Source organism: Hyphomonas sp. (assembly GCF_041689225.1).
Taxonomy (GTDB): domain Bacteria; phylum Pseudomonadota; class Alphaproteobacteria; order Caulobacterales; family Hyphomonadaceae; genus Hyphomonas.
The window spans coordinates 41,262-65,793 of the sequence record NZ_JBDNGN010000103.1 but is presented as its reverse complement, the minus strand read 5'-3'; the positions used below and the strand labels follow the sequence as shown (position 1 = coordinate 65,793).

The window sequence follows — 24,532 nt, the reverse complement described above, 5'->3', positions numbered from 1 at the left end:
CCCAAGACAATTGACTTCGAATGCAATTTCGACATCCTTACCTGATCTGTTTTTGAATTCAATCACTGCCTTGCCCAATGCATGGCAGTTTTCGATAAAGCGCTGAGCCAATCGGCAATGAAAAGGTTTCTTCGGTCATGTCCTCGGGATCTGAACAGGCACTCCTCGCGCGCCTTGAAGCGGGATATGCGCTTCAGCATGCAGGACAGCAGAGCCAGGCTGAGGCAGCTTATCGGTCTGTTCTGGAATCCGATCCTGACAATATTCATGCGCTCAATCTTCTGGGGGCTTTGCTCGTGAACCAAGGCAAGTCGATCGAAGCCGCCCGACTTCTGGCAAAAGCAGTCGCGCAAAGCCCGGATGATGAATCTTATGCCAATCTAGGGCTCGCACTGAAGGATTCCGGAGACCTCGTCGGTGCAGTCGCGGCCTTTGAAACAGCATTGCGGCTTGCCCCACAATCTCCGAAACACTTCAATAATCTGGGCAATGCCAAGCTTGACTTTGGGGAGACCGATCAGGCCATTGACCTATATCGCCGGGCCGTATCGATGGCACCCAATTATCCCGATGCCTGGACCAATCTCGCGCGCGCATACAATCAGGCAGGTCAAATCGCCCGAGCCGAAGAGGCAATCAGACGGGCGCTAGTCCTTTCACCAAGCGCCCGCATGTACATCACGCTGGGGGATGTGCTGGTCAAGCGCTGCGCGTACGCCGAAGCCCTCGCGGCATATGATCGGGCTCTGGAAAGCGACCCTGCCGATGTGGATGGATGGATTAGCAAGTCGATGGCCCATAAGGAAATCGGACAACGCGCTGACGCGGCAGCCTGCCTGAACCGCGCAAGCGAGCTCGACCCTGAATGTGCACGCATCGCTTTTTGCAGAGGGATGATGGCTGAACAATATGGCGACATGCAAGAAGCCGAGAGCGCCTACCGGGAGGCGCTTTCTCGTCAGCCCGGATTTGTGGCCGCGCTCTATCAATTGACGCAGTTGAAGTCTTATCGACCGTCGCTGTCTGATCGCCAGACGCTATCCGACATTCTTGACGATAAGAATTCACCCCGCGACCAACGCAGGCATGCGGCTTTTGGTCTGGCCCGTATTGAGGAGCAGACTGGTAATTTTGAGCAGGCACTCGACTATTTCGAAACAGGACATCAGCTGATCCTCACCGGCCGGTCTTATGACGATGGGCAGACCGAACGTCTCTATCGCGCAATAGAATCTGTCGGGGCGTATCAGGTGCGATCAGAGGCCATCCCACGTGCAGACAGGATACCCGTCTTTGTGCTCGGAATGCCAAGGTCGGCACGAGTCTAGCAGAGCAAGTACTGGCCAGTCATGATGAAATTATCGGAACCGGTGAATCAAGTTTCCTCGAAGACTGCGTCAGCCAGGCTGCCAAGATGACAGGTCGACCCTATCCGGAGTTTATTCCCCATCTGACAGACAGACAGATTGCAGACCTCGGCGCAACCTATCGAAAGCGCCTTTTCGCTGGTGATGCGTCAGCTCGTTTTTACATCGACAAGACGCCCATGAATTTCCAGTATGTCGGCTTCGCTGCGCTGATATTGCCGGAGGCACGTTTCATTCATTGCCGTCGAAACCCGGTTGACAATTGTCTCTCGATTTTCCGTTTGCCCTTCGACGCTCATCAGACCTACGCGCATTCGCTATCATCCCTTCGCGATTTCTACGCGCACTACCAACGTCTGATGGCGCACTGGCGCTCAAGTCTGGGAAGCCGGATCCTGGACGTTCAGTATGAACGCGTCGTGGCTGAACTAGAGACGCAAGCGCGCGCCATGCTGGCACATATCGGCGCTTCTTACGATCCGGCGGTACTTCTGTTTCACGAAACCGAGCGTGTCGTTCGAACCCCAAGCGCCGGACAGGTACGCCAACCCATTTACGGGGATTCAGTCGCTTACTGGGCGCGCTACGGATCCAGGATGGAGATCCTCCAGCCCTTGCTCACAAGTGATGTCTAACGCCTCTGATTGGGGTCCAAGCGAGCGCTGCCAAAACGCGCGAGGTCATGTGCGACGATCGCGTCATAACCGGCCACCGATCCTTCCGGTGAAAACCACGCGTTGTCGCTAAGCTTGAAACTGTGCGTATTGCCTGGATAGGCATAGTACACACACTGGCCGCCTGCTTCATTCACGCGCCGACAAAGAGACGCATTCCATTCCGGCAAAGAGTAAAAGTCATGATCCGAGTGATGCAGATTCAAGGGTTCTGACAGATACTTCGGCGCATCATATCCGCCGATCGCGAGCAAAGATGCGATCACCCTGGGATCATGGACGATATGCAATGCGCCGTTTGAATAAGTCTCAATTGACCATGAAAGGTCGCCAAGATCGTCAACACGTCCGTTGATCGTTTCGTACATATCCTGTGCTTTCGCTTCGAGTGCGACACGCACACTGGGACGATTCCACTTTTCCTTCTGCCAGGTCCATTCGGATGGATCAGGCGTTTCAATCCAATCCGACGGATAACCAAAAATAAAGTCCGGATTGACCGATCCATCCTGACCTAGCGCCGAGCCTGTCCAGGTCCCGTCTCCAGAGAGGAAAGAATTTGGTGCTGACTGCATCGGGTCAAACGTTGCAAGCTGAGCTGGCCTGTCGGCGATGTTCCCAGCCCAAATCGAGCCGCCTGCGACCCGCAATCCCGACCAAGCCCCTTCACCCACAGCCGCGAGCACTGTTAAGGCGACATCTCCTCCCTGGGAATGTCCGTTTACAAATACTCTCCCAAGATCGACACTCAGCGGCTCGCGGTTGCTATCGAACCTATTACCTTCAATACTTTCAATGCCAGCCAGAAGATTTAGCACATCGACTGCGTAGAACGTTGGCATCAGGTAGGCGCCATTGTCCCAGGCCTCAACATCCTCAATACCTTCCGCTTGAACACCCTGAACGGTGCCATGACCGCGATATCCAGGCGCCAGCACGACATAGCCTGCGCTAACCCATGCCGCGATCATGTCCGCATAGATAGACTCCACGCTGCATCCGAAATGCCAATCGGCAGCCCCCTCAGCACCAACCCAGCCGTGTGCAAATACGATCACGGGGAAACCCTGCGCCGGTGGCAAGCTGGACGGAATATCTATCCGCGTGTAGACTCGCTGCCCCTCTGACAGATACGCCCCCATGTAACGCAAAGCGTCAGTTTTGTACTCGCCGGATACCTCTCCTGCCGTACAGGGCTGCGTGAGCGGCTCAACAATCTGTATCTCGGATTCATAGCGGCGATGCCGAAGCGTCTCGATCGACAACTCCGACAGGCTCCAAAGGGTCGGCCCCGCAAGCGCACGAGGGGCCGGCGCTGGCGGGGATACATAGCCAGCGCCGGCACAGCCTGCCAAACTCCATGGGAGGAACATGGAGAGGACATAAGCAGTTAGCATCCCGAAGCGGTTCATTTTGCCTCCACACATAAAAGGGCCGCCCTCACTCTATTTGTGACAGCGGCCCTTCACTATTGCCTTTCGCCGTAAGGGACTAGAAGTTGCGCGAGATTCTCACACCCCAGGTCCGCGGCGCATTATAGTCAACGATTGCCCGCGAGCGGCTGAATACCGTTGCCTCCGTCAGGTAGAGCTGTTCTGTAACATTGTTTGCAAAGACGCGCACTTTGTACGGCGCATTCGGCGCACTCCAAGTGGCGGCGAGGTCGAACGTTGTATAGCTCGGCTGCTGTGACCAGAAGTACGGTGCATTCGACGCCTGATATTCGTCGGAATATTTCATCAGGACGCTTGGGAGCAGTTCTCCGTATTCGCCGAGGTCGACCATGTAGCTGGCGGCCAAACTGACAGCCAGGTCAGGCGAAAACCGCGTATCTTTACCATCCATGATGAAGAAGGACTGACCGCCAATCACCGTATCACCACCTTCTGTGAACTGGTTTCCGACATTGAATTCGTCGAACTCCGACCAGTCCATCGCGATACCCACGTCGAGCTGTAGCTTGTCATTCGCTGAGTAGGAGATGTCGAATTCCATACCTTCCGAAACGATTGAGCCACCTGGAACGCTTTGCGCGAGAATGGTACCGCCTTGTTGGATGAATACGGTCGTGGTCAGATTCTTGTACTTGCTGTTGTAGTAGGCACCATTGAACCGGAGCCGACCGTCAAGAAGCATGCTTTTCACGCCCGCCTCGAAAGTCTCAACCTCATTGGGGTCCAGTAGAACACCCGTGTTGCCCTGCTGGATGCCGCCGGCGATATAGCCCGTTGCCCAGTAACCATAGACCATCACGTCGTCGGTCAAGTCATAGTCGAGACCTACGCGCCAGTCGGTATGCTCGTCTTCACCGCGAATCGGAGTTGGTGACCCCGTGTAGCTTGGCAACGGATCATTGAGCGATGTCTGGTCGACGCCGAGCGTGAAGGAATTACGTTCGTCTTTCGAATAGCGCGCGCCAAGGGTGCCACGCAGCTTCTCCGTGAACGAATATTCGGCCTGCCCGTAGAGCGCTGTCGACTTGGTTCCGCCATTCGTCTGGTAGAGCCAGTAGGCCCAGGCCGGATCATTTGGCGAAGTGGCGCTCGTATACCCCCAAAGGAAGGCGCCGTTAGAGTCACCCGGATCGGAATCGTCGTAGTAATATGCACCGAGCGTATACTGAAGTTTGCTATCATAGGCCGAGTTGATATTGATATCCATCTGGTCAGCCTTGGACACTGTTCTCTGGCCAGCGACCAGGGACGAGTTCGAAGACAGATCCGTGTCCGTCAGACGCAACTCCGTATAGTCAAATGTCGCAGCATTGAAGGTCACATCATGGTTGAGGACGCTCCACTCCACATTCAGGAGCAGCGATGTTTCCTCGATATCCCTTTGCGGCTGGTAGTCGAATGCAACCTGATACGGATTGGGGCTCACGAACGCGCTAAGGTCGCCATTTGATACATTGCCGGCCTGCGACCGACCACCCGGCCAGCCATCACGCGTTCCTTGGCGCGGGTCGATAAAACCAAAAACGCCGTTTGTTTCGCGGGTTAGAGGGTTTACGGGAATGCCCAGAACCTTATAGGCGTAGTCTGCGTTTCCGTTCGCCGTGTCAGTCCAGTAGGTATAGCCGAGCTTCACGCTGAGATCGTCGCTTGCCTCCCAGAGCAACTGGGCGCGCGCATAGGATTCATCAGCGTCCTTCAGGCCAGCGTCCGGATTGAATGTATTCTCGACGTAGGGATCGCGCTGTGTGTCGCTGCCGGTGAGACGAAACGCAACCTTGTCTCCCAAGGGCACGTTGACGAAGCCCTCATAGCGCTGAAGCGCATAATCGCCAAAGGTTGCCGCGCCGCCCCAATCGAACGCCTTGGTTTCGGGCTTGCGAGATATGACATTAATCAAACCACCGAGCGTGTTGCGCCCGAACAGCGTGCCCTGAGGACCGCGCACCACTTCTACCCGTTCGAGATCGAGATAGCTCGCCAGCGCCTGTCCAGCACGTGGACGATAGGTGCTGTCCACATAGATCGGAACAGCTGTATCTGTCGTCCCCGCGGCGCCAGCGCCCCGCAGGATTGGCACTGGATCGTTACCCGAGTTCTTGATCACAAGTCCCGGAATCGTCTTGTCCAGCGACAGGACGTCAGTAATGCCGCGCTCGACCAGTTGTGCACCGCTGATCGCTGTGATCGAGATCGGAACATCCTGAAGATCTTCGGCCCGCTTCGTTGCGGTGACGATAATCGTTTCCTGGCGCGCTTCTTTATCAGTCGCCGCATCGGCGTCCTGCGCAAAAGCCGGGGCCGCTAAGCCCAGTGCGCCAACAGATAGCGCAAAGGTCGCAGCGCCTCCCCGCAGAATGGTTGAGAATGATGGTGTGCGGCTCATTTGAGTTCTCCTCCCCGGAATGTTCAATGCCTCCAAAACATTGGAAGCACGAAATGACTTCGAATGCAACACGGGCCAAAAAGACAAATGACTTCGAAGTCAAATCTCTCATTTTTGTGGCAATTTGGTTACAATCAGGAGCAACAGACCGATCAGATGCGTCTGACATGCTCGATCTTTGCGCATTTAAGCTGGGACAGTGTCCTTTCTGCCCCCACACACTCGACGAGATCATTGTCGCTAAGGTTTGCAAGTCCGGGATCAGGCTCGATTGCGCGAAAGCTACTCGCCGCGATGGGGATGTCTGGCATTAAATGGTCTGGCAGGGTGCTAGTTGCGACTTACAGACCGAATCAAAGGCGTTTAGGTCAATGCAAGACAGATCCTCTTCATCCGTGACGAGGCCTTTTTCAAGTTTCGACCAACCTCGCGGCGGGACAAGAAAATCGCCGCTTAGTACGACTACTGATGTTTTGGCGGCGCACACGAAGACCCATAAATCATTGTTTTATAAGATATTTTTTGTACACCCCATCATAGGCGCAACAGAATAGCGGTAGGCGGTCACGCGCCCCCGTCTAAAGCGGACAATAGGGCCGCGTCGAGCGCCTTTGCCGCCATCAATGTGTTTGCAGGCCCGGCTATCGGCGGGCTAAGAAGCGTCCATGACAGACACAGCCCGCCTCGACACGCTTGAAACTCGCATCGCCCATCAGGACGAAGTGATCGACGACCTCAATAAGACCGTGATCGCCCAATGGCGGGAGATCGACCGGCTGACGCGGCAGGTCGCGAAGCTGAGCGAGCAATACGCCACCATGGCGCAGACGATGGGCCCGGACCCAGACGACGGGGCGCCGCCGCCGCATTGGTGAGCAACGGTCGCGCGCCGAATCAGGCGGTCCGGTCTTCGCTGATCTCGACGACGTGGGTGCGGTCCTTACGCACGACAATGTCAGCATGATCCTTCAGTGGGTGGATATGGTCGCGCAGGTTGGGCAGGTTGACGCCGTCCCAGACCGTCTTGGCGAAGGCCCTGAGTTCCGGCTCCGTCATGTGCAACCATTGCGCGTAGAAAGATTTGGGGTCGGTCCGCGCGGCGTTCCAGAAGCCGACAAAGCGCTCGACATACCAGAACTCGAGATCGTCTTCTGCGGCATCGAGATAGACCAAGACATCGGGCTCGCCGTCGGTCCGGTCCGGCCGGGTCGGCGGCTGGAAGCCAAGGCCTTCAAGGATCAGGATATCAGGCAGGCGGATGGTGCGCGTCAGCGCCGGGTCTATGTCATAGATCTCGTGGCTGTGGGCGGGAAAGTCCGCCGCGCCCCGCCGGACGCGGACCAGCGCATCGACAAAGCCCGCGCGGTCATAGGTTTCCGGAAAGCCCTTGCGCATCAAAAGGCCTTGCTCCTGGAGGATGGAATTCGGGTAGAGGAAACCGTCGGTCGATACCGTCTCGACAGAAAGGCTGGGGGCGAGCCCCTCCGACACCTGGCGCGCGAGCGTCGTTTTTCCGGAAGCAACCGATCCTGTCAGGCCGATGACCCGGCTATTGTCATAGGCGCGCAGGGCCGCGAGCCGCTCAGCGAGGGAACCGACGCCGTGGGCCCGGTTTCCGTTCTCCTTATCCGCCATGATCCGTTCTCCCAAACGCGTCGCAATTGACAGCTTAGCGGCGGAGTCATCGGCGACCAAACGGATTTGAGACCGCCCTTCCCTAGCGTCGCTGCTTGGTTGCCTGCGCCCACCCTGTTAGTTTGGACAGGTGCAGGCCCCGGAAGGACCCCGTACGATGCTCGGTATGAAATCCTATCTTGGCTGGAAAATCGATTTCCTGCATCCCGAAGGCGAGCCGGCGTTTGCAGGCCCCGATTCGGTCTCATGGAGAGTTTTCAAGAACCCGATAGCCCTCGGCGTCGGCGGTATCGCCGCCGTCCTGCTGGAATTTGCCGACGCGCGCATCCAGTCCGGCGTCTGGGACCATTCGACATTCAAGACAGACCCTGTCGGGCGCTCCCGCAGAACCGGCATCGCCGCCATGGTTGGCGTCTATGGCCCGCAAAGCGCCGCACGCCGCGTGATCCAGGGCGTCACAAACATGCATGCGAAAGTCAGCGGCGAGACACCCACGGGCGAGTCCTATCGCGCGCTCGACGTGGAGCTGCTCGACTGGGTCAGCGCTACGGCCAGTTATGGCTTTCTGACTGCCTATGACCGGTTCGTCAAACCGGTATCGGAGGCCGACAAGACGCGCTTCTACGCAGAAGGCGATGCGGTCGCGCGTCTCTATGGCGTCCAGCACCCGCTGACTTGCGAGGCAGACTTTGATGCCATGCTGGACACGCTGCTGCCGCGCTTCGAGCCGCACCCGACCAATACAGAATTCCTCGACATAATGAAGTCCGGCCGGGCCGCCAAAGGCGTGCCGAAGGGCCTGCAGAGCGCAATCGTTCACGCCGCCGTCGCGATCCTGCCGCCTGAAGTGCGCACGCGACTGGAACTCGGCCCGGAATACGACCTGAGCTCCCGTGGCGAACGTGTCGTGCGTTTCATGGGTACCCTTGCGGAACGTATCCCCGTGGCGGCGAGTCCCGCGGGTCAAGCTTGCGTCCGGCTGGGACTTCCGGCGACATTCCTGTGGAAGAGCCCGGAGAAACAGGCAAGTATACTTCAAACAACACAAGTGGGACTGGCGGCTTCTCCGGCGCATTGATCCCCGCAGGAGCAGCAGAGTGAACCTCGCATTCCAACCCGACGAAGAGCGCTTCCGCGAGGACGTGCGCACGTTCCTTGACCGCGACCTGGCGCCTGACCTGCGCCGCTATGCGGCGCGCATGACCAGCGTTTACAGCGACAAGGACACCGCGCTGGCCTGGCAGGCCATATTGGTGAAACAGGGCTGGGCGGCGCCCGGCTGGCCTGTCGAATATGGCGGCTGCGACTGGAGCGTGGCGCAGCGCTACATCTTCGACGTGGAAATGGCGCGGGCTGGCGCCCCGCCCCTTTCGCCGATGGGCATTGCGATGTGCGGGCCGGCCCTGATCGGGCACGGCACGAAGGCGCAGAAGGACCATTACCTGCCGCGCATCCTGTCGGGCGAGGATTTCTGGTGCCAGGGTTATTCCGAGCCGCATGCCGGATCTGACCTTGCACAGCTCTCCATGTCGGCGAAGGAAGATGGCGACGCGTTCATCTGCAACGGTTCGAAGATCTGGACGACGCACGCGCATGAAGCGAACATGTGCTTCTGTCTCGTGCGCACCGACGCAAGCGGCAAGCCGCAGCAGGGCATTACCTTCCTGCTGATCGACATGACGTCGCCCGGCGTGCGCGTCGACCCGATCATCATGCTGTCGGGCGAGCATATCCAGAACGCGATCTTCTTCGATGATGTGCGTGTGCCGCAGGCGAACGTGATCGGCAAGGTCAATGAAGGCTGGACGGTCGCCAAATACCTGCTGGAATTCGAGCGGGGCGGATCGAGCTACGGCCCGCGCCTGAAGGCGCGCGTCGGTGCGCTGCGCAGGCATGCCGCCGAGGCGGGTCTGGGACCGGACATGGCGATCAAGCTGTCGCAGGCCGAGGCCGACGCGTCGGCGCTGGAAGCCGCCGAGCTGATGATGATGTCAGAGCTGGCCGGTGGCGGCACGCCCGGTCTGAAGGCCTCGATGATGAAGGTAAAGGGCACCGAGCTCAGCCAACGGCTCACCGAACTCGCGATCGAGATCGCCGGGACCTATGTCGAACCCTTCCAGCCGCACCATACGAGCCCCGGCGGCGAAGTCGTCAACGCGCCGTCGAATTCGGCCGCGCTGGTCGGGCCAGACGGCGCCGTGACCGTGGCCGCCAAATATCTCAATGACCGGGCGGGCTCGATCTATGCCGGCTCAAACGAAATCCAGCGCAACATCCTCGCGAAAGCCCAGCTGGGCCTTTGATCACAAACCGGAGCCCATCCCTGCATGCTCGTCCTCTATGAACATCCGCTCTCGCCCTATGCCCAGAAGGTGAAGATCGCCCTGCGCGAGAAGGGGATCGCCTTCGATGTGCGCATGCCGGAAGGCATCGGCGCGGGGGATACGAAGGGCGCGTTCGCCGACGCCAACCCGCGCCGCGAAGTGCCAGCCCTGATCGACGGTGACACAGCGATCTTCGATTCGACCATCATCCTTGAATATATCGACGACAAATGGCCCGACCCCTCTCTGATGCCCAACGCGCCGGAAGCCCGCGCCCGCGTTCGCCAGATCGAGGACGTGATGGACACGCATTTCGAGGCGATCACCTGGGGGCTCGGTGAGCTGCATTTCTTCAAACGGGGCGATGAGCCGCTACGCGAGGCGATCGAAGCGAAGGCGGGCCAGCAGATCGCCGGATTCATGGCGTGGCTGGACGCGGAATTGGGTGACTCCGATTTTTTCAACGGCCTTGAATTTGGGCGCGCAGACCTCGGCGTGATTCCATATCTCAATGCGGCCGACGGCTTCGGCTACAAGCCAACCGGTGGCTCGCGCCTCGCAGGCTGGATCGCACGGGTGAATGCACGCGACAGCGTGAAACAAACCGACCAGGAATCACGCGCATCCATTACCGGGATGGAACAGGTCAGCGCGGCGGTCGAATCCGGCCTGTTTAAACGACAGTACCGCGACCACAGGCTGGAATGGATGATCAAGTCCGGCGGCATGGACATCGTGACCGACGGCCTCGCCAGGCAGACCATCCGCTTTACCGATCACTGGGATACCTGACATTCAAAACAAGCCGCCCACGGCGGAAAGGGAGAAAGAGATATGCATATCAAGACACGCTTCACCGAAATGTTCGGCATCGAGCACCCGATCGTCCAGGGCGGCATGCAATGGGTCGGCTATGCCGAGATGGTCGCACCGGTCGCCGAAGCCGGCGCGCTTGGCTTCCTAACGGCACTGACACAGCCCACGCCGGAAGAACTGGCCAAGGAAATCCAGCGCACACGGGACATGACCGACAAGCCGTTCGGCGTGAACCTCACCATCCTGCCGGCCATCACGCCGCCGCCATATGCCGAATACCGTCAGGCCATCATCGAAGGCGGCATCAAGATTGTCGAAACGGCCGGGTACAAACCGCAGGAGCATATCGACCATTTCAAGCAGCACGGCATCAAGGTGATCCACAAGTGCACGGCTGTGCGCCACGCTCTCTCGGCCGAGCGGATGGGCGCCGATGCCATCTCCATCGACGGCTTCGAGTGTGCCGGCCATCCGGGTGAGGACGACATTCCGGGCCTGATCCTGATCCCGGCCGCCGCCAACAAAGTGAAGATCCCGATGCTGGCCTCGGGCGGATTCGCGGACGGACGCGGCTTGGCGGCCGCGCTGGCGCTCGGTGCGGACGGCGTCAATATGGGCACGCGCTTCTGTGTCACCAAGGAAGCGCCGATCCATGAGAGCTTCAAGCGCCAGATGGTCGAGAATGACGAGCGCATGACTAATCTCATCTTCCGTACGCTGCACAACACGGCGCGGGTGATGAAGAATGCCGTGAGTGACGAGGTCGTCGAGATCGAACGCAAAGGCGGTGCCAAGTTCGAGGATGTCGTCCACCTTGTCGCGGGCGCGCGTGGGCGCAAAGCCATGGCCGAGGGCGATGCGGATGGCGGCATCTGGTCGGCCGGCATGGTGCAGGGCCTGATCGACGACATCCCCACCGTCAAGGAACTGGTCGACCGGATTATCGCCGAAGCCAGCGAAATCATCGATTCCCGCCTGGCCGCCATGACCCGCTGAGGGACGACACTGACCATGAACTATGAGCAGATAAGGTTCGAGCGGGACGGCCCGGCGGCGATCATCACGCTGGACCGTCCGGACAGTTACAATGCCTATACCGCTCAGATGGGCCAGGAACTGGCTGCTGCAATCCGGCGCTGCGACGGTGATGACAGTGTCCGGGCCGTCATTCTTACTGGCGCAGGCCGGCACTTCTGTGTCGGCGCCGACATGTCGGCCGGTGCCGCCAGCTTCGATACGTCTGAGGGCGGCGCCGGCGCCAAGAATTTCGGCGGCACCAACGGCGGCAAACGCGATGGGGCGGGCTTCGTCGGCGCGCTCTACAATTCCCTAAAACCGACAATCGCCGCCTTCAACGGCGCCGCCGTCGGCGTCGGGATAACATTGGCCCTGCCGACCGACATCAAGATCGCGGCTTCGACGGCTAAGTTCGGCTTCGTGTTCACGCAGCGCGGCCTGCCACCTGAAGCAGGCAGCGCGTGGTTCCTGCCCCAGATCGTGGGGCTGCCGCAGGCGCTCAAATGGTGCCTGACGGGGCGCGTGTTCGACGCGGCCGAAGCGCTGGAAGGCGGCCTTGTCAGCGAAGTTGTTGCGCCGGATGAGGTACTACCCGCGGCCCTGAAACTCGCCCACGAGATTGCCCGCAACACCGCACCTGTTTCCGTCGCCCTGACCCGCCAACTGCTCTGGCGGTATGGCCCCGACAGCGCTCCGTTCGATCTTCTGACAAAAGACGGCGCTTTTGCCCTCGCATTGGGGGCGTCCGATGACGTGAAGGAAGGCGTCGGCGCCTTTCTCGAAAAGCGCGCACCGGCTTTCCCGGGAAAAGTATCCCGTGACATGCCGAAAGGCTTCCCCTGGTGGGATGGCGATAGCTGAAACACAATTTCCGGCGCGGGGTTTCCCGGCCACGCATGCAGCCTATCATTGCCGGAGACGCCGACGACAGGAAAAGCCCCATGATCCGACTGCCGAACGACCCGCCCCTGCCGCAAGGCGTACACGACCTATATGATGCCTATTGCCATGGTGCGATGTCGCGGCGTGACTTCTTCGCGGGCCTCGGCAAATATACCGTCGGCGGCATGAGTGTCGCCATGCTCGCAGCCTGCGTCATGCCCGACTACGAGACCAATCTGCAGACACGTCCTGACGATCCGAGCCTCAACATCGAAACCCTGCTCTACGAGTCACCCGATGGCGCAGGCGAGATGGCGGGCGATCTTGTCCGGCTGAAAAAGGGGCCGGCCAAACGCCCCGGCGTGATTGTCGTGCACGAGAACCGGGGCCTCAATCCGTATATCAAGGACGTTGCCCGCCGCACGGGGCTGGCAGGCTATATCGCGCTGGCGCCTGACACGCTTTATCCTTTGGGCGGATATCCCGGTAACGACGATGATGGCCGCGCCCTGCAGGCGCAGCGTGAACGTGATGACATGCTGCAGGATTTTATGGCCGCTGCCGAGACCCTCCGCGATCATCCGGACTGCAATGGCAAGGTCGCCTGCGTTGGTTTCTGCTTTGGCGGCAGCATCACCAACCTGATGGCCGTGAACCAGCCCTGGCTGTCGGGTGCCGTGCCGTTCTATGGCGGCTGGCCGACGGAACAGGACGCCGCGACGCTGGAAGTGCCGCTGCAGATCCATCTGGCCGGGCTCGATACCCGCGTGAACGCGGGCTGGCCCGCCTATGAAGCGGCCCTCAAGGCCAATGGCGCCGACTATGAGGCCTTCATCTATGAAGGCGTGAACCACGGCTTCCACAACGACACGACCCCGCGCTTCGACGCGGCCGCCGCACAGTTGGCTTGGGGCCGGACGCTGGACTTCTTCGCGGCGAAGCTAGATTGAAAAGACTGTGTTTTAAGTGATGCACTGCCCGCACTTGCGCTGGCGGGCATCCATGTCCTTAAATCGATCCTCGACCGATTTCTGGCGCTTTGCGCCATCGGTCATGGATGGTGGGCGGTACAAGGTTCGAACTTGTGACCCCTACGATGTCAACGTAGTGCTCTACCACTGAGCTAACCGCCCGATCCATCGGGAAGCGGCGGTAATGGCCAATCCAGCCCGCCGCGTCAAGATGGTTTAGGCCGCCATCACCTTGTCGACTTCGTCAACGATCTCGCGCAGGTGGAATGGCTTGGACAGGACTTTGGCGCCCGCAGGCGTCGGCGCGCCGGACGAGAGCGCCACGGCGGCAAAACCTGTAATGAAAACAATCTTCATCGCCGGGTCGAGTTCGGCGCCGCGACGGGCCAGTTCGATCCCGTCGAGCCCTGGCATGACAATGTCGGTCAGGAGAAGGTCGAACACTTCGCGCTCAAGCGCATGAAGGGCCGTTTCGCCGTCCGCATAGTCCTGGATCTCATGGCCAGCCCGGCGCAGCGCGGCAGCCAGGAACGTGCGCATTGAGTCGTCGTCTTCTGCGAGAAGGATCTTGGTCATGCTCGCCCCCTTGGATGCCAGTGTTTGATTTAAGACATAAACAACGGAGCGGGTAAATCATGCGTGAATGGCGAAGAGATTCCCCGTGTCTTTTTTGCTTCAGCCCTGAAAAAGCTTGACCTTCAGGCGAACTGGCAAACCATGGGCCCGATGAGCGGCCTACTTCCCCTGACAAAATCTGCCGCGACGGAGCCTGCAGCGCCCGTCGCGTATGATACGCCCTACACGCTGGACGGGCCTGCCGGCCCCGCCGCGCCGGTCCTGTTTGCCTCGCCGCATTCCGGCAATGAATACCCGGAACACATGCAATCGGCGCTTTGCGTGCCGCTGATCGACCTGCGCCGCACCGAAGATGCCTTCGTCGAAGAACTGTTTGCCGACGCCCCGGCCTTGGGCGCCACACTGATGGCGGCCCGTTATGGACGGTCGGTCGCAGACCTCAACCGCGACCCGCGTGAACTTGATGCCTCCATGTTCAGCGATGGCCTACCCCGCGTGAGCGGCCTGCCCACAGCCCGCGTCGAGGCCGGCCTGGGTGCCCTGCCCCGTGTCGCAGCCCGCGGCGAGGCGATTTATGCGCGAAGGCTGACGCGCGCCGAAGGCGAAGAACGCCTCCGTCTGGTGCATGACGCCTATCATGACCGGCTCGGCCTCGAACTGGGCGCGCTGCGCGACACGCATGGCGCAGTGCTGTTGATTGACTGCCATTCGATGCCGTCGGTCCAGCCGGGGCGACGCCAACTGGCCGATATCGTGCTGGGCGACCGGTTCGGATCGAGTTGCGATCCGCGGTTGACCGGCCGGGTGGAACGCGCCTTCCGCGCTCAGGGCCTCAGCGTTGCCCGCAATGCGCCCTATGCGGGCGGCTACACGACCCGCCGCTACGGACGGCCCAAGCGCAATGTCCACGCCCTTCAGATCGAGATCAATCGCGGACTTTACATGGACGAGCATGCGATCACTCGCTCGGACCGATTTGCTGAAATTAGAGCTGTCATTGCAGATGTGACGGCGCAAATTCTCGATATTGCGCGGCTCGTCAGCGGATCCTGACCCCTTTTCCAAAAAAAAGGGCCGCACCCGTAGGTGCGGCCAAAGTCAAAGGGAGGAAACGCCAGAGGCGTCTGCACCGAAGTGCAAGAACAGGATTATGCTGCGGTGCACAAATAGGCAAGCGCAGGAATGTCGCACCTGTGCAATTAACCTACTCTGCCCGCATTTTAGGCACAGAAATGCCCTCCGGCACACCATTTGCGTAGGACTTGCTCGAATTTCCTGTTTTGGGACTGGAACCGTCCCGTCGTAGTTTGGAGTAAGAAATGGCTGACGATACAGATCTGCACGTGGGCAAACGCCTTCGCCGCCGCCGCCGGCTGCTCGGCATGACCCAGCAGGACCTGGCTGGCCAGGTCGGCGTCCGGTTCCAGCAAATCCAGAAATATGAATGTGGCGCAAACCGCATCACATCCTCGCGTCTGTATGAGCTGTCGCGGGCACTGACCGTATCGGTCCAGTATTTCTTCGACGGTATCCCCGCCGCAGATGCGCCTGACGCCGCCAATGACGCCGGGCACATGGAAGGCGACATCCTCTCGCAGAAAGAGACACTGGAGCTTGTTCGCGCCTATTACCGGCTTGGCGAGCGTCCGCGCAAACGCCTGCTGGAACTGGCCAAGGCCCTCGAAGGCGACCAGTCGAGCCACGGCGCCGCTTGACGCCCGGCCCAAGGCAGGGCTAGCCCTGCCGGATGCCAGACCGAATGTCCCTCGAAGATGAACTCGCCCTCGCCGGGCGGCTCGCAGATGCCGCCTGGATAGCGATCCGGCCGCATTTTCGTGCCCTGAAAGACGTGGACAACAAGGCGGCAACCCCGTCTTCGAACCCGTCCCCAGCCCGTCCGGCACCCACCGCGAGACCGGCCATTCCCGCACGGGCCGAATTCGATCCCGTAACCGAGGGCGACCGCGCCGCCGAACGGGCGATCCGCGCCATTCTGGCCGCCGAACGCCCGCACCATGGCGTGACGGGCGAAGAGTATCCTGAAACCCCATCGTCCAGCGGTTATCGCTGGCTGATCGATCCGATCGACGGCACCCGCGCCTTCGTCGCCGGCCTGCCGGTCTGGACGACGCTGATTTCGCTGGTTGGCCCGGACGACGTGCCCCTGATCGGAATCATCGACCAGCCGGTGCTTGGCGAACGCTATGTCGGCTGGCCGGGCGGCGCAGAATTGCAACGCGGCGGCACGCGCACGCCGATCCGTGTCTCCGACTGCCACGACCTGCGCCGGGCAACCATCGCCACAACCGATCCCTTCATCCTGAATCCAGCTGAACAGGGCGCCTGGGCGCACTTGCGCGCGACGGCTCGGATCAGCCGCTATGGCCTGGATGCCTATGCCTATGCGCGCCTGGCCGCCGGCACGATCGATCTTGTCGCTGAAACCGACCTCAAAGCCTGGGACGTTGCCGCCCTGATTCCGGTTGTGCGCGGTGCCGGCGGTCTCGCCACTGACTGGCGCGGCAACGCGCCCAAACTCGGCGGCCAGATCGTCTGCGCCTCAAGCGAGGGCGTGATGGATCAGGCCCTGCTCGCATTAAAGCGTTCGGCCACGCTGGCCTGATTCAGGTCGAGGGCTTAGGCACAGACCCCAATGCGTCCCGATAACGACGACTGCCAATAACGACCCGCCCGTCATCCAGCGTGATTTCGACGTCGCCTGATGCTTTTGGCTTGAAGGCGCCGATACGCGCCCGGTTGACGAGGCGTGAGCGGTGTACCCGGGCAAAGCCATGGGATTTCAGCCGCATCGCCCAGGTGGCCAGCGTGCCAAGCACCATATGGACCCGGTCCTTCGTGTGGAACTGGACGTAATTGCCAGCCGCCTCGACCGCGAGAATGTCGCCCGGCGGCAGGAAGATTGCCGTTGCGCCCTCCCGGATCTCGATCCGGTCTCCCACAGGTTTAGCCCGCCGCGCCATGATCAACGGATACAGCCAGTATGTCGCCGCAAGCACGCCGTAGCTGATCACGTCCTTGCGCCACTCATAGACCAGAGGCAGCAATATCCCGTCGCCAAAAAAGCGATATTCTCCCCCGAGCAACGTGAAACAGATCACCCGGATGATCACCATGCCTGCAACATGGACCAGCGACACCGGCACGGTCGGGGCCAGGTGGCCGAGAATGGACCGGGGCAAATTGCCGGAATTCGGCAGCAGCCGCTGGACCGCCAGTCCGATGAACGGCGCCAAGGCCAGCCAGAGCAGATAGCTCGACCCTTCCAGGATCAGTGGCTCGACGAAGGATACCGGATCCCCGTCACGCTTTGCCTCCAATATGATCGACGTGATGTTCACCAGTCCGTTGATCAGGCCGAGGATGGCGATGGTTACCCAGGGACCAGTCAAAAACCGCGCGCCACCGCTCGTCACCACACCGTCTCCACTCGTCCCGGCCTGTCGCCGCTCGTGTCGCAACGATAGCGCGCTGCGAGGGTTCGCGAACAGAAGGGCTGAAAACAAGGAGACGGCCCACCATGACCCAACGCCGCTAGGATCTCGACTGGCTCCGCATCGGCGCCTTTGCCCTGCTCATCCTCTGCCATGTCGGCATGTATTACGTGACATGGGACTGGCACGTGAAATCGAGCCATGCCAGCGCGTTGATCGAGCCACTCATGTTTCTGTCGAACCCGTGGCGGTTGACGCTCCTGTTCCTGATATCGGGGGCTGCAACCCGGTTCATGGCCGACAAGATGAGCACATGGCAGCTCAGCAAGGCGCGTATGGGCCGCCCCTCCTGCTCGCCATGTTCGTGATCGTGCCGCCACAGAGCTATTACGAGATCCTCGAAGTCATTCAGTCTTACGGCGTTTCCCCGAGCCCCTGGCTCGACAATTTCTACATGAAATACGTCACAGCCTCCAGCAACTGGTGCGATACCGACGGATACCTCTCAACACCCACGCACAATCACATGTGGTTCGTCGCCTTCCTGATTATCTATTCGATCGCGCTGTTGCCGCTGCTGCCGCTATTGCGCCGCGCGCCGAAAGCCCTGTCCGTGTTGATCAAGGGTCCCGGCCTGTTCCTCACGCCCTGGTTTTTCCTGTTCATCACGCGGGTAACCCTCTTCCCGGTTTTTGGGGAAAACCACGATTTCCGCTACGACGGCGATCTCCACACGCTCTATTTCGGGACCTTCCTGTTCGGTTTCGCTATCGCCAAGCATCGGCCCTTCTTCGACGCCTGTGTACGCTGGCGCTGGGTGGCGCTCGGCGCGATGTTCGTCGCCTGGGGCGCCCTGATGACCTATTACAATGCCTGGTCAGACGGCGGCACGCCGCCGGAATCGATGCGCAACACGTTCCGCGGCGTGCGCGAGTTGCAGGCGTGGGCAGCCATCGTCGCCCTGATCGGGTTCGCCCACCGCAATCTGCGCCTGAGCGACGGGCCCGTTCGGCGGGTGCTGACCGAGGCGATCTTCCCGGTTTACCTGATACATCAGACAATTATCGTGGTCGCCGCGCACTATCTCGGTCAGGCGGGCCAGCCGGTCGCCCTCGAGGCCACGCTGCTCATCGCCATCACGGTCTCAGGCTGCTGGCTGTTCTACGATATCGGGCGCCGGATACCATTCCTGCGGATATGGATCGGCCTGCCATCGCGCTCGAAAGTACCGGCCCGGCCTACGGACCCGTCACCTCGAAGCCATCAGCCCGAAGCATCGCTATGACACTGTCATCGCCGGCCAGGTGGCCCGCGCCAACGGCGATGAGACGCGTCCCGGGCGTCTCGAGCATGGCAGCAATTTTCGGCGCCCAGGTTTCGTTGCGCTCTTTCAGGAGGGCATCATAGACCTCGTCGGAGCCCATCATGTCGGGGTTTGCGAGCAACAGGCCGAGCCCTGTGACGTCGCCATCGGCCCATTCATCGACGAGCGCGTCCAGCATCGCCGCGCCCTCGTCGATGGATTCCGCCGAACTGATCAGGAAATCGACCTGGACATCATTCGGCAGGCCCGCGAGCCGGCCAAGCTGGTCGTCCACGGTTTCCAGATAGGCAAATGATTTCCCGGCCAATGCCCCTTCGGCGATGAGCACCTGCTCGACACCCGAATTCGGGTCAAACCCGTCTTTCGTCATCTGCATGACGGACAGGTTCACGGCTGCAAACCAGGGCCGCATGTTCTGCACGGCGCCAAGCGGCAGGCCGACATAGTCGAGCGCGGCCTGAAGCTCGATCGTCTCGGCATCGCTGAGCAGGTTGGTCAGCTGGCCGCCGTTCTGGAACAGGCCTTTCTCGCGGACGAATTTCATCATCTCGGCGCCTGCCTCGGAACTGGAGACGTCTGCTTCGAACACGAGTGTATCAGCCGCATTCATGGCCGCATCGATCTCGTCGCTGCGCCAATCGAGTTCCGGGCGCAATAAGTGGACCGTGCCCATGATGTAAAGCGTGGTATCTGAATCGCTGAGCACCCAGACGGCTGGCTCGCCCAAGCCGCGTGATGCCTTGGCCGCCGCCAGTGCCGCCTCGGCTGCGGCGTCCTGTTCAGCCTTGGCCGCCTTTGCCTGCGCCGCAATCGCGGCCGGATCGGGTGCCTGTTCCCTGCAGGCCACGGGGCCGGCCAGTGCAAACGCGAAAATCAGGGAAACAGCCAGGCCGCGTGTGCGCATCGGGAACATCCTTTTGTCGTGAGGGACCTAGCTAGCGCAAATTCCCGCAGGCGCAAGCAACACAGGACGGCTTTGACCCGTTGCGCCCCTGCCCGGCTTGGCTTAAAGACGGCTCCTCTTGCGCACCCATAGCTCAGCTGGATAGAGCGCTGCCCTCCGAAGGCAGAGGTCACAGGTTCAAATCCTGTTGGGTGCACCATTGTATTTCCCGCGATGAGTTGCACAGCAGCGTCGCATTGGCTCTAGTGTCTGAAAAGGATGACTCAGCCATGATCAAGTCCATCTCCCTTTCCATTCTGGCCATCGGCCTGACGACAGCCGTTTCCGCGCAAGGCGCTTCCAGCATCGACGACAGCAAGCTGGTCTACAGCGTGACGCTTGGCGACATGCAGGCCATCGTGGCCTCGCTGGACCATACGGTCAGGACAAGCGACGCTGATGGCGTTGTCCTCTTTGCTCGGGATGAAGACGGCCAGTCATATGTCATGGCTGGGACAGCATGCAGCGATGCTGGCGCATGCCAGGGTATAAACATGTTCATGTCGTATGACATGACTGACACGATCAACCTCGAATCCCTGAATACGGCTAGTCTCTCCTATGCGGCCGTGAGTGTCTGGCAAAGCGGCCAATCCGTTGGCGTATCCCGGTATGTCATTCTCGATGGCGGCATGACGATCGCGAACATCAAGGTGAATATCGACACGCTCACGGCGCTTGGCGGAAAGGTCATCATGATGGCCGATAAGTCGCATGACGATTTTGGCGACGATAGCGGCGAATACGCCAATGATGGCACGTGCGACGATGTCCGCTTCACCGGCGAAGGCCGCTCGATCCTGTTGACCGACAGCCACATCCGCAAGGATGCGAGCGATTGCAGCGCCGCCTACGAGGCCGGAACGATCACCGTCAAATAGACCCGCGTCGCACCTGCCGACCGCCTGCCCCCTCATAGGCGCGCAAGCGGCTCAACATGTTTTATTAGTCTGTGGCTGGCACGCTGGAATACGGCCCGGACTTTGCAATTGGCCGACAGGAGCAGCAGGACGAACAATTAATCATGAACCTCTTTTTCCGGTTCCTCAGGATTTTCCTTCCGGCTTACTTTTCGGGTGAGCGCACGGCGCCGCTTGACGTTCATGTCATCAAATCGGCTGTCTGGATCGGCGATCATGACCCGATGGGGCACATGACCAATTCCCGCTACGCCTCGTTCACAGACCTTGGCATGCTGAACTACATTGCCCGTACCGGTTTCCTGAAAGTCTTCCGCAAGCATGGCTGGACGCCGATCATCCAGAGCGAGGCGATCAGCTTCCACCGCATGATGCGCTTCCCCCAGAAGTTCGAACTGCACACACGGCCCGTCGGCTGGGAGGGCAGCTATATCCTGTTCGAACACACATTCCTGTCGAAAGGCCGCACCGTGGCCGAGAGCCGGATGGTGGCCCGCCTTGTCGGCCGCAAGAAAGAACGCGTGACCATCGACATGGTGTTCGAAGGTTATGGCCTGCACATGGACAGCCCGGAAATTTCCCCGGCTTTCCGCGCCCTGCTGGACGATTTGAAAACGCGCCCCTAGAGGCGGAAACTGTTGGGTAACAGCTCTTCCACACGCATGTTTTCAATCGTGTCGCCCGTATCGGAAGCGCAATAGACAATTGTGTCCGGGCCCGCGAGCTCGGCGATGCGCTGTCGGCACCCCCCGCACGGCGTGATCAGGCGCTCACCGCCGGCCACAATCACGATCGTACGGGCTTTCTTGCCACCGGACGCCACCATGGCGCCTAGCGCCACGGCCTCGGCGCAGGTGCCAAGCGGATAGGCCGCATTCTCCATGTTGCACCCAACCGAGACGGTGCCGCGTTCATCCAGAACGGCGGCCCCGACCTGAAATTTCGAATACGGCGCGTGTGCGTTCAGACGGGCCTTTCGGGCCACCGCGACAAGGGCCGGGACATTGATTTCTGGCACGTCAGTCATAAAAATCCCCACGCTCTCCGAGCGTTGAACGCAGCTCGCCGCCTGATCTCACTTGCCCGGGCGGGCCTGATGGTTAGCATGCACCGCAATACACCGACAAGGGATGCCAGCGCCGCATGACGACAACGCCGATCATCATAGACTGCGATCCGGGCGTTGATGACGCCGTCATGCTGATGATGGCACTGGCAAGCCCGGCGCTGGACGTACGCGCCATCACCACCGTGGCCGGCAATGTGCCCCTGCACCTGACCAGCCGCAACGCGCGCATGATGTGCCAGATCATGGACCGGGCGGACGTGCCTGTCTTTGCCGGGTGTCCGCGTCCAGTCCTGCGCGAACCGGTGACGGCCGAGCATTTCCACGGTGACAGCGGCATTGCCGGGCTCGACCCGTTCGAGCCGGACGTGCCGCTCGCGGCCGGTCATGCCGTCACACACCTGATCGACACGCTGGTATCGGCCAGTCCCGCTGAATACACGGTCGTCGTCACCGGGCCGCTGACCAATATCGCGGCGGCCATTGTCATGGCGCCTGACATTGCCCGCGGCATTGACCGGCTGGTGATCATGGGCGGCGCTGACCGAGAGGGCGGCAACATTACCCCGTTTGCCGAGTTCAACATCTTCGCCGATCCGCATGCCGGCGCTGTCGTGTTCGATAGCGGCATTCCGGCCACCATTCTCAATCTCGACGTGACCCACCAGGTACGCGCCGAGCCCGAACGCCTGGCCTCCCTGCGTGCCCTGCCCGGCCCGCGTGCCGCAATCATGGTGCAACTGCTGGAGGCGGCCAATGTGCTGGAAGCGCGCTGGAAGGAAGGGCGCATGACACCGATGCATGATCCCGCCACCATCGCTTACCTGCTGGCGCCGCACCTGTTCGAAGCCCGCAAGGCGACCGTCAGCGTCGACACCGAGGCCGGTACGCACTTTGGCCAGACCCGTCTATCCGCCCTCGAAGACGGCCCGCACACATGGGTCAAAAAGGCCGATCCGGATGGCTTCTTCGCGCTGATCGAAGACTTGGTGGGCAGCATATGATTACCGTCACCGGCTCCATCAATCTCGACATTGTCGCCACCGGCCCCGCCCTACCCCGACCCGGCGAAACCGTTACCAATGCGCGCCTCGCCCGCCACCCGGGCGGCAAGGGCGCCAACCAGGCGCTGGCGGCGCGCCGCCTCGGAGCCGACGTCCGCCTGATCGGCGCCGTCGGAGCGGACGACATGGCCGAAGAGGCGCTGAAACTGCTGCAGGCTGGCGGCGTCGACCTGTCTGGCGTGCAGCATATCAATGGCGAGACGACCGGTGTTGCCCTGATTGCCGTCTCCGCCGATGGCGAGAACCAGATCGTGGTGTGCCCGGGCGCCAATGCGGCCCTTCGTCCGGCAGACGTTGCAGGCCATACGATCACCCACATGATGGGCGTGCTGGAAGTCAGCGCCGACACGCTGCTCGCCGCCGCAGACGCCGCCACCGGCTTTGTCAGCCTGAACCTTGCCCCGGCCATGGCCGTGCCGGGCGCCCTCCTGGCGCGCGCCACCCTGCTCAGCGTCAACGAGACCGAGGCGGCCTTCTATGGCGACAAGCTGCACGCAACGGGCGCACTGGTTGCCATCTCGCTCGGCGAAACCGGCGCTGCGCTCTATCGCAATGGCGAGGAAATTGCGCGCGAAGCCCCGCCAAAGGTCCAGGTCGTGGACACCGTCGGCGCTGGCGACACATTTACCGCCGCGCTGACCGTCGCCCTGATCGAGGGCATGTCCGAACGGGATGCGCTCCGCTTCGCGGTCACCGCAGGCGCGCTCGCCTGCACCCGGCCCGGCGCCCAGCCCAGCCTGACGCAGCGCGCAGACGTCGACAGGCTGATGCGCGCAACCTGGCCATAAACCCAGCCCGCAGCATTGACCGCATGATGCCGATGGCTTTGATATAGGCCAGTCCTTCCCATCCTGGAGATTGCCCTATGAACCGCCTGATTGCGTCCCTGATCCTTGCAATTGCCGTCGCTTCTCCCGCCCATGCTTGGGGCAAGACCGGCCACCGCGTGGTCGGCGCCGTGGCGCAGACCTATCTCAGCCAGACAGCAGACAGCGCCGTGAAGGATATACTCGGACCGGAAGGCATCGCCGAAGCATCCGATTGGCCCGACCACATGCGCTCCAACCCGGATAACTTCTGGCGCTCGCAAGCCAATCCTTGGCATTATGTGACGATTCCGAAGGACACGCCCTATTCGCAGGTGACCCCGCCACCGGAAGGCGATGCGATCACGGCGCTGGCAAAATTCCGCGCCATCGCGATCGATCCATCAGCGCCTCTGGAGGATCGCCAGATCGCCCTGCGCTTCATCGTCCATCTCGTCGGCGACCTGCACCAGCCGCTGCATGCCGGCAATGGCACCGACCGGGGCGGTAACCAGTTCATCTGCACCTTCTTCGAAGACATGACGAACCTGCACGAGGTCTGGGACGAGTTGCTGATCAACTACCAGGAATTGTCCTATACGGAATGGACCGAATGGTTGGTGCAGAAGATCACGCCCGACCAGCTCGCCGAATGGGCCAAGGCCCGACCCGCAGACTGGGCCGATGAGAGCGCCGCCATCCGCGACACGATCTATCCGGACACGCAGATCCTGTCTTGGGATTATGCCTACCAGACGCGGCCCATCCTGCGGCAGCGCCTGTCACAGGGTGGCGTGCGCCTTGCGGCCTATCTCAACGAAATGTTCGAAACGGCAGCACCCGCCGCCGAATGAGCCG

General features: G+C 60.8%; 25 protein-coding genes and 2 tRNA genes. 19 read left to right on the top strand and 8 right to left on the bottom strand.

Annotated features, from left to right (window positions below):
* Window positions 1-137: 137 nt before the first annotated feature.
* Together ACESNB_RS09585 and ACESNB_RS09580 are read left to right on the top strand one after the other, a co-directional pair.
* Window positions 138-1,328, top strand: coding sequence for a tetratricopeptide repeat protein (locus ACESNB_RS09585; RefSeq protein WP_373006657.1), 1,191 nt, complete (start codon window positions 138-140; stop codon window positions 1,326-1,328).
* Complete coding sequence (locus ACESNB_RS09580; protein WP_373006691.1) at window positions 1,232-2,002, top strand: sulfotransferase; 771 nt, start codon at window positions 1,232-1,234, stop codon at window positions 2,000-2,002. The genes ACESNB_RS09585 and ACESNB_RS09580 overlap by 97 nt, the downstream gene beginning before the upstream one ends.
* Here ACESNB_RS09580 and ACESNB_RS09575 read toward each other — a convergent pair.
* Window positions 1,999-3,453 (bottom strand): alpha/beta hydrolase family protein, encoded by a 1,455-nt coding sequence (locus ACESNB_RS09575; RefSeq protein WP_373006655.1) that lies wholly within the window; start codon window positions 3,451-3,453, stop codon window positions 1,999-2,001. The genes ACESNB_RS09580 and ACESNB_RS09575 overlap by 4 nt on opposite strands.
* A 79-nt stretch (window positions 3,454-3,532) precedes the next feature.
* The gene (locus ACESNB_RS09570) at window positions 3,533-5,878 is read right to left on the bottom strand and encodes a TonB-dependent receptor (RefSeq protein WP_373006653.1); all 2,346 of its coding nucleotides are present in this window, start codon (window positions 5,876-5,878) and stop codon (window positions 3,533-3,535) included.
* Between the two features lie 665 nt (window positions 5,879-6,543).
* Between ACESNB_RS09570 and ACESNB_RS09565 the strand changes: the two genes are divergently transcribed.
* Window positions 6,544-6,753 (top strand): SlyX family protein, encoded by a 210-nt coding sequence (locus ACESNB_RS09565; RefSeq protein WP_373006651.1) that lies wholly within the window; start codon window positions 6,544-6,546, stop codon window positions 6,751-6,753.
* A gap of 19 nt (window positions 6,754-6,772) precedes the next feature.
* Here the strand turns inward: ACESNB_RS09565 and ACESNB_RS09560 are convergent, their stop codons facing one another.
* Window positions 6,773-7,513: a type I pantothenate kinase gene (locus ACESNB_RS09560; RefSeq protein ID WP_373006649.1), complete on the bottom strand. Its 741-nt coding sequence runs from the start codon at window positions 7,511-7,513 to the stop codon at window positions 6,773-6,775.
* A 157-nt stretch (window positions 7,514-7,670) separates the two neighbouring features.
* On the opposite strand from ACESNB_RS09560, the gene ACESNB_RS09555 reads away from it, so the two are divergent.
* The 6 genes from ACESNB_RS09555 (at window position 7,671) to ACESNB_RS09530 (ending at window position 13,502) form a co-directional block, all read left to right on the top strand.
* The gene (locus tag ACESNB_RS09555; RefSeq protein ID WP_373006647.1) at window positions 7,671-8,591 is read left to right on the top strand and encodes an oxygenase MpaB family protein; all 921 of its coding nucleotides are present in this window, start codon (window positions 7,671-7,673) and stop codon (window positions 8,589-8,591) included.
* A gap of 19 nt (window positions 8,592-8,610) precedes the next feature.
* Window positions 8,611-9,816: an acyl-CoA dehydrogenase family protein gene (locus ACESNB_RS09550; protein ID WP_373006645.1), complete on the top strand. Its 1,206-nt coding sequence runs from the start codon at window positions 8,611-8,613 to the stop codon at window positions 9,814-9,816.
* A gap of 24 nt (window positions 9,817-9,840) precedes the next feature.
* The gene (locus tag ACESNB_RS09545; RefSeq protein ID WP_373006643.1) at window positions 9,841-10,629 is read left to right on the top strand and encodes a glutathione S-transferase family protein; all 789 of its coding nucleotides are present in this window, start codon (window positions 9,841-9,843) and stop codon (window positions 10,627-10,629) included.
* Window positions 10,630-10,671: 42 nt separating this feature from the next.
* Window positions 10,672-11,649: an NAD(P)H-dependent flavin oxidoreductase gene (locus tag ACESNB_RS09540; protein ID WP_373006641.1), complete on the top strand. Its 978-nt coding sequence runs from the start codon at window positions 10,672-10,674 to the stop codon at window positions 11,647-11,649.
* Between the two features lie 15 nt (window positions 11,650-11,664).
* Window positions 11,665-12,531: an enoyl-CoA hydratase-related protein gene (locus ACESNB_RS09535; RefSeq protein WP_373006639.1), complete on the top strand. Its 867-nt coding sequence runs from the start codon at window positions 11,665-11,667 to the stop codon at window positions 12,529-12,531.
* 80 nt (window positions 12,532-12,611) lie between these two features.
* Window positions 12,612-13,502, top strand: a complete 891-nt coding sequence (locus ACESNB_RS09530) for a dienelactone hydrolase family protein (RefSeq protein ID WP_373006637.1) — start codon at window positions 12,612-12,614, stop codon at window positions 13,500-13,502.
* Between the two features lie 108 nt (window positions 13,503-13,610).
* Here ACESNB_RS09530 and ACESNB_RS09525 read toward each other — a convergent pair.
* A tRNA-Val gene (locus ACESNB_RS09525) sits at window positions 13,611-13,685 on the bottom strand.
* 54 nt (window positions 13,686-13,739) lie between these two features.
* A complete protein-coding gene (gene cpdR, locus ACESNB_RS09520; RefSeq protein WP_035617936.1) occupies window positions 13,740-14,099 on the bottom strand; it encodes a cell cycle two-component system response regulator CpdR in 360 nt (119 codons plus the stop codon).
* A gap of 150 nt (window positions 14,100-14,249) precedes the next feature.
* Here cpdR and ACESNB_RS09515 point away from each other — a divergent pair, with 150 nt between their 5' ends.
* The 3 genes from ACESNB_RS09515 (at window position 14,250) to ACESNB_RS09505 (ending at window position 16,722) form a co-directional block, all read left to right on the top strand.
* Complete coding sequence (locus ACESNB_RS09515; protein WP_373006634.1) at window positions 14,250-15,152, top strand: N-formylglutamate amidohydrolase; 903 nt, start codon at window positions 14,250-14,252, stop codon at window positions 15,150-15,152.
* 266 nt (window positions 15,153-15,418) lie between these two features.
* Window positions 15,419-15,814 carry a helix-turn-helix domain-containing protein gene (locus tag ACESNB_RS09510; protein WP_373006632.1) on the top strand — a complete coding sequence of 132 codons (396 nt, stop codon included), beginning with the start codon at window positions 15,419-15,421 and terminating at the stop codon, window positions 15,812-15,814.
* A gap of 44 nt (window positions 15,815-15,858) precedes the next feature.
* Complete coding sequence (locus tag ACESNB_RS09505; RefSeq protein WP_373006630.1) at window positions 15,859-16,722, top strand: inositol monophosphatase family protein; 864 nt, start codon at window positions 15,859-15,861, stop codon at window positions 16,720-16,722.
* Window position 16,723: 1 nt separating this feature from the next.
* Here the strand turns inward: ACESNB_RS09505 and ACESNB_RS09500 are convergent, their stop codons facing one another.
* A complete protein-coding gene (locus tag ACESNB_RS09500) occupies window positions 16,724-17,533 on the bottom strand; it encodes a LytTR family DNA-binding domain-containing protein (RefSeq protein ID WP_373006628.1) in 810 nt (269 codons plus the stop codon).
* 331 nt (window positions 17,534-17,864) lie between these two features.
* Between ACESNB_RS09500 and ACESNB_RS09495 the strand changes: the two genes are divergently transcribed.
* Window positions 17,865-18,836, top strand: coding sequence for an acyltransferase family protein (locus ACESNB_RS09495; RefSeq protein WP_373006626.1), 972 nt, complete (start codon window positions 17,865-17,867; stop codon window positions 18,834-18,836).
* Here ACESNB_RS09495 and ACESNB_RS09490 read toward each other — a convergent pair.
* Complete coding sequence (locus ACESNB_RS09490) at window positions 18,790-19,779, bottom strand: TraB/GumN family protein (RefSeq protein ID WP_373006624.1); 990 nt, start codon at window positions 19,777-19,779, stop codon at window positions 18,790-18,792. The two genes, ACESNB_RS09495 and ACESNB_RS09490, sit on opposite strands and share 47 nt — an antisense overlap.
* Before the next feature lie 122 nt (window positions 19,780-19,901).
* Between ACESNB_RS09490 and ACESNB_RS09485 the strand changes: the two genes are divergently transcribed.
* From ACESNB_RS09485 to ACESNB_RS09475, 3 genes are all read left to right on the top strand, one after another.
* Window positions 19,902-19,978, top strand: a tRNA-Arg gene (locus tag ACESNB_RS09485).
* A 70-nt stretch (window positions 19,979-20,048) separates the two neighbouring features.
* The gene (locus ACESNB_RS09480; protein WP_373006622.1) at window positions 20,049-20,699 is read left to right on the top strand and encodes a hypothetical protein; all 651 of its coding nucleotides are present in this window, start codon (window positions 20,049-20,051) and stop codon (window positions 20,697-20,699) included.
* A 143-nt stretch (window positions 20,700-20,842) separates the two neighbouring features.
* A complete protein-coding gene (locus tag ACESNB_RS09475) occupies window positions 20,843-21,364 on the top strand; it encodes a thioesterase family protein (RefSeq protein WP_373006620.1) in 522 nt (173 codons plus the stop codon).
* On the opposite strand, the gene cdd is transcribed toward ACESNB_RS09475, so the two are convergent.
* Window positions 21,361-21,765: a cytidine deaminase gene (cdd, locus tag ACESNB_RS09470; RefSeq protein ID WP_373006618.1), complete on the bottom strand. Its 405-nt coding sequence runs from the start codon at window positions 21,763-21,765 to the stop codon at window positions 21,361-21,363. The two genes, ACESNB_RS09475 and cdd, sit on opposite strands and share 4 nt — an antisense overlap.
* Before the next feature lie 116 nt (window positions 21,766-21,881).
* Between cdd and ACESNB_RS09465 the strand changes: the two genes are divergently transcribed.
* The 3 genes from ACESNB_RS09465 to ACESNB_RS09455 all read left to right on the top strand — a co-directional run bounded on the left by ACESNB_RS09465 (window position 21,882) and on the right by ACESNB_RS09455 (window position 24,528).
* A complete protein-coding gene (locus ACESNB_RS09465) occupies window positions 21,882-22,808 on the top strand; it encodes a nucleoside hydrolase (protein WP_373006616.1) in 927 nt (308 codons plus the stop codon).
* Window positions 22,805-23,656, top strand: a complete 852-nt coding sequence (locus tag ACESNB_RS09460; protein ID WP_373006614.1) for a ribokinase — start codon at window positions 22,805-22,807, stop codon at window positions 23,654-23,656. The genes ACESNB_RS09465 and ACESNB_RS09460 overlap by 4 nt, the downstream gene beginning before the upstream one ends.
* A gap of 77 nt (window positions 23,657-23,733) precedes the next feature.
* The gene (locus ACESNB_RS09455) at window positions 23,734-24,528 is read left to right on the top strand and encodes a S1/P1 nuclease (RefSeq protein WP_373006612.1); all 795 of its coding nucleotides are present in this window, start codon (window positions 23,734-23,736) and stop codon (window positions 24,526-24,528) included.
* Window positions 24,529-24,532 lie beyond the last annotated feature (4 nt).